The 4803-nt window shown below is 60.8% G+C and carries 5 protein-coding genes; 4 read left to right on the top strand and 1 reads right to left on the bottom strand.

Annotation, left to right across the window (positions count from 1 at the left end):
- The 4 genes from AC1DUU_RS23190 to AC1DUU_RS23205 all read left to right on the top strand — a co-directional run.
- Window positions 1–1500: type I secretion C-terminal target domain-containing protein (locus tag AC1DUU_RS23190; protein WP_476785736.1), on the top strand; the 1500-nt coding region annotated here is incomplete at its 5' end.
- A gap of 43 nt (window positions 1501–1543) precedes the next feature.
- Window positions 1544–1909: a hypothetical protein gene (locus AC1DUU_RS23195; RefSeq protein WP_476785737.1), complete on the top strand. Its 366-nt coding sequence runs from the start codon at window positions 1544–1546 to the stop codon at window positions 1907–1909.
- A 90-nt stretch (window positions 1910–1999) separates the two neighbouring features.
- The gene (locus tag AC1DUU_RS23200) at window positions 2000–2374 is read left to right on the top strand and encodes a hypothetical protein (protein WP_476785738.1); all 375 of its coding nucleotides are present in this window, start codon (window positions 2000–2002) and stop codon (window positions 2372–2374) included.
- 279 nt (window positions 2375–2653) lie between these two features.
- Window positions 2654–3868: an ABC transporter substrate-binding protein gene (locus tag AC1DUU_RS23205; RefSeq protein WP_476785739.1), complete on the top strand. Its 1215-nt coding sequence runs from the start codon at window positions 2654–2656 to the stop codon at window positions 3866–3868.
- Window positions 3869–4138: 270 nt separating this feature from the next.
- Here the strand turns inward: AC1DUU_RS23205 and AC1DUU_RS23210 are convergent.
- Window positions 4139–4803: transposase family protein (locus tag AC1DUU_RS23210; protein WP_476785740.1), on the bottom strand; the 665-nt coding region annotated here is incomplete at its 5' end.

Below are 4803 nucleotides of genomic sequence, written 5' to 3' on the forward strand. Positions count from 1 at the left end.
AACTTCACCAGCAGTAGCGACGCGCAGATCGTCGGCATCGAGAACGTCACGCTGGCCTCGGCAGCAACCTTGAATCTCGCCAACCAGTCGGAAGGGTTCAAGATCGTGGGCTCGACCGGCGCAGACACGATCACGGGTGRTTCCGGCGCTGAYGTCATCAACGGTGGCAGCGGCAACGACATCCTGACCGGTAATGGTGGGGCAGATCAGTTCCGCTTCGCGACGAACACAGGTTCAGATATAGTCACTGACTACACCGACGGCAGCGACAAGATTGGTTTCTTCGGCGGTTCCGGATCTGGCGGTGTCGATTTCAAAACGACCGGATCTGGCAGTTCTGCAGGGACTGCGCTCAGTTCGAGTGCATTTACTACTGCATCGTCGATCAGCAATATTGCGCTCAATGCGGACAATATGGTGGTTCGGATCACGTCGGCGCAGACGACCGATCAAATTCGGAACAGCCAAGTTTGGTGGTTTGATTCTCCGAAAAACGCATACGTGTTAGTCTTCAATTCCAATACTGGCAAAGGGGAGATCTGGTTCGACTCCGACTGGAGTAGTACGGGTAGTCGAACGCTGGTGGCAACACTGAACAACGTCACCACGCTCACCCAGCTGCAGGCGATCGACCACAACGACATCGTCGTCTATTCGAGTGCCGTCGACCCAATCATGCTTGACCTCGACAACAACGGCATGTCGTTCTCCAACATCGATGGCGGCATCCGCTTCGATATCAACGCGGATGGTCATGCCGACCAGGTTGCCTGGAACACCAGCGGCGACGGCATCCTGGCCTATGATGTCAACGGCGACGGCAAGATCGACAGCGGTGCCGAGATCTTCACCCCGAACTTCGCCGGCGGGCACTTCGCCAGCGGTGCGGAGGCGCTTGCTTCGCTTGACAGCAATGGCGATGGCATTATCGATGCCAACGACGAGGCCTTCGGCAAGCTGATGATCTGGCAAGACGCAAACAACGACGGCGTCGGCGAGGTTGGCGAACTGACCCAACTCAGCGACCACGGCATCACTGGCCTCAGCACATCGACGACCCCGTCGACCGACGTGATCGACGGCCAGAGCGTGGCTGGCGAAGGCACCGTCCACTATGCGGATGGTTCTTCGGGTACCTATGTCGAGATGATGCTCGATGCGGTGCTCGGAGCTCCGGAAGCCGCGCAACCGACCGGTGAAACCTTTGTCATCGAGGGCTTGAATGTCGCCGACATCATTACGGACTACGACGGAGGCAAGGGCGACCAGCTCGATCTCAGCGCGCTGCTGAACGGCCTCGCTCCCGACACTGATCTGGCGGCGAAAGGCTATGTCAGCATTGTCCAGAACGGCGCCAATGCAGAGGTAAATGTCGATGTCGATGGTGGCGGAGACAGCTTCCAGACCGTCGCCGTGCTCGAGAACTTCACGGCGGTCAACGAGGCGGTGAAGGTGTTGTTCGAAGATAATTCGGGCACCAAGCACTCGGATAATATATGAGTGTTGAAACAAGGCGTTTGGTTCAAGGCAGACGGAATTCTCGATGACGGATGACAAGCCGGATGCAACGAACGAAGGGGCTGGCGCTTTGGCGCTGGCCCCTACCGTTGATGTGAGCTCGTGGGGTTTGGAACCCGAGTTCGACTTGCCCACGCTCGCACCAACTYCTGTGCTGGTGGCCGATGCCGCAGCACTCGGCGAGATCCTCGCCGACTCGCTGTTCGGCGAGGTCATCGAGTTGTCCGACCTGATACCGCAGTTGCTGGCTCCAGGCTCCGAGACGGCGCCCGACGCTCTGGCGATGGCTGAGATGACGGCGCCGGACGCGGCTGGGGACGCCTTGGCTGTCACGGCGCCCTTCAATATCCTCTTCGAGGAAGATGGCTCGTCGGGGCAGGGCACGCTTTGAGTTTTGGAATGCGCCCGGGTTTCCGGGTGGGGACGTGAATGGGTGGCAGCCGACACTGCGTCGATGCCGGGGCAGGAGAGGGAACTTCGAATGGCTTTCAACTGGAAGAAGCGGTCGGCGCTAGCCGGCCTTTGCGTATTTGCCTTCACTGGCCAGGTGGTGGCGGCCGACTTGATCGATATGCCGACCGCCAGCTATTGTCGGGTGGCGAGCACGTCGGATCTGGCGCTGAATGAGAACCTCGGCGAGGTCAGGACCGAAGTCGTCCGGCTGATGGACGAGTCTGTTGCTGCCGCCAACAGCTCGCAGTGGATCGACTCGAGGCGTCCGGTGTTCGTCTGGGCTTCGGAGGCGAAAGTCGCCTGCGGCATCGCCTATGGCTACCTCAGGACCAATTATCGCGACCAGGACTCCATCAACAAATGCGAGTGCTTCCATAGCCGCATGGTCGAATACATGAACTAGCCAGGTCGCGGGCCGCCGTTTCGCGTGGCCCGCGCATCAGCGAAATCGCTCGCACGTTGAAAAAAACAGCGCCCCACCTCCGGCCTGGTTCGGTGACCACGCGTCTGCCACCGTGCCGCGGACGCAACATATTGGTAACTTTCGCGCCAGCTGTTCGGCATGCCGTTTTTGTGCCGCGGTCGCGTGACCATTGTCGTGGTGATGGTCGGCGCGCGGGTTTCAAGTTTGGGGCATTTTATGCGCGTTCAATCGGCCGCGCAGTGCTCTAACGGAGGATTGATGAGGGTAACTGGACAGCGCTTCTTGCGGCATGCCGCATTGCTGGCTGCCGTATTGGCGCTGCCGCTTGGTCTGGCCGCTTGTCAGTCCGGCGCCGAAGGCAACGACGTGCTTGGCACCGCCGCTGAAAGCGCAACCGCATCTTCTGGAACAGCTCAGGCGAAATTGGGCCCGACAAGATCAGGCGAAACGCTTGGCAAAGGGCCGGTGAAAGTCGCGATGCTGCTGCCCTTGTCGGCGGGCGGTTCAGCGGGCGACCGTGGCCGAAAGATGCGCGATGCAGCGGCGCTTGCCATGGCCGACATGGGCGACAACCTGCTGACATTGACGGTGGAAGATACCGGTGGCGACGAAGGCCGCGCGCGTACCCTGACCACAGGCGCGCTGGCTTCAGGCGCGAAACTCGTCATCGGCCCGTCCGAGCCCGGCGCGGTGCGCCAGCTCGCGGCGATCTCGGGCACCAACCGGCCATTGGTCCTGGCGCTGGCCGACAATTATGCCGGCGCGCCGGGCGTCTATTCGGTCAGGCTCAACGAGGCCGACAGCGCGGCAGCGGGAGCTGCGGCCATCGCCGCCAAGGGGGCGCGGAAGTTCGTACTGTTCACAGCCGAAGGCGAGGCCGGCAAGACGATCGAAAAGCGTGTCGCCAACAGCCTCAGCATCTATGGCGCCACGCTTGCGGTGGCGGTGCCATTCGGCCCATCCACTGGCGGGTCCGACAAGGCCGTGGCCGACATGATGGCGCTGGTCAGCGATCCGCAGGCGATCGTGATCGCCAGCGGCAGCGCCAACCCGGCACCTTTGGTCGCAGCGCTGAAGGCCAAGGGGCTGCTCGGCAAGAACATCACCCTGGTCGGGTCAAATCGCTGGCTGGAGCATGGCATCGACGAGCCCACGATGCAGGGGGCCTACATCGCCACACTCGATAGCGCGGAGATCGGGCCCATCGCTGATCGCTTCCGCAAGACCTACAACTACGAGCCCGACGTCAATGTCGCCTATGGCTATGATACGGTCGCCCTTGCGGCCGGCATCGCCAGCGCGCTCGGCCCAAAAGGCTTCACCAAGAAAGTGATTGAGAGCCCGACCGGTTTTCGGGGTTCGACGGGCATTTTCCGTTTCCGCGACGACGGTGCCGGCGAACGCGCCATGCCCTTCTTCCGTATCGACAAAGGCCTGCTCAAGCAGGTCGAGAAATCGACCTCGGGATTTTGACGCCTGGACCCATCGTAAACAGGATTCGCCCTATTTGGCGGCGTCCCAAGAGGCGACGACTGTAGCACTCGAAAGTGGAACGTACCCGGCTACACGAAATGTGGCGGCAAGGTTGGAATGTCCGCTCGGACGCAAAGTTGAAATGTCACTTTCTGCCAGCGCACGACAATCAGCCCCGTTCTGACCGGCTGGTTGGGGTTGCAAGGGCAGAGCGGGGCGGGTGGATTATCCACCCATCGGCTTTAGCTTTGAGATTGTTGGATCAGCCAATCATTCCGCGGCATCGAGCCGTGAAAGAGCCTGCTGACGCTGCGCAATGACCTTCGGATCGTTCATCAAATCCGTCCGCTTGCCTGGTTTGCGGCCCCGTGGCGTGTAGCCATTCTTCTCGCTGTTGGTCTTCACCTTTGGCTGCGGCAACTGCTCCTGCTGCTCCTTGATGTAGGCCAAGACATCGGAAAGCCGCTTGTTCTCGGTGATCGCCGCATGGGTCACACGCTGGTCCGTGTCGAACACCCGGTAGGGCAGGCAATGGCCTTTCCAGCGCACGTCAAACCGGCCATCCGCATAGGCATAGGTCTCGACATAACGACCAACCAGACCACGCGTCACATCGGTCTCCTCGAGCATGATGCGCTGGCGCTCGAACGAAAACGTCAGCTGAACGCCGACATAGCGCTGCTCACGCTTGCACAGGATCTCCCTGAGCCGATCCGGCATGATGTTCATCGGTCGGTGCAGGTCATCTGACCGGGCAGGGGTGCGTGCGAACCGTGCGTTGTAGCGCGTAACAAAACCGGGCAGGAACGCATTGCCCGCCTCCATATCCGAGATCCCTGCCAACCGCAGCTCCTTCACCAAGCGGTCCTGAAGCGTCCGATTGGCGCGCTCGACACGACCTTTCGCCTGGCTCGAATTTGCGCAAAGAATCTCGA

It is taken from the genome of Aminobacter sp. P4_H6_2 (assembly GCF_056400805.1).

Excerpts from the sequence above, each read along its gene's own strand:
- AC1DUU_RS23200 (WP_476785738.1), top strand. The coding sequence starts at position 2,000 with ATGGCTTTCAACTGGAAGAAGCGGTCGGCGCTAGCCGGCCTTTGCGTA.
- AC1DUU_RS23205 (WP_476785739.1), top strand. The coding sequence starts at position 2,654 with ATGAGGGTAACTGGACAGCGCTTCTTGCGGCATGCCGCATTGCTGGCT.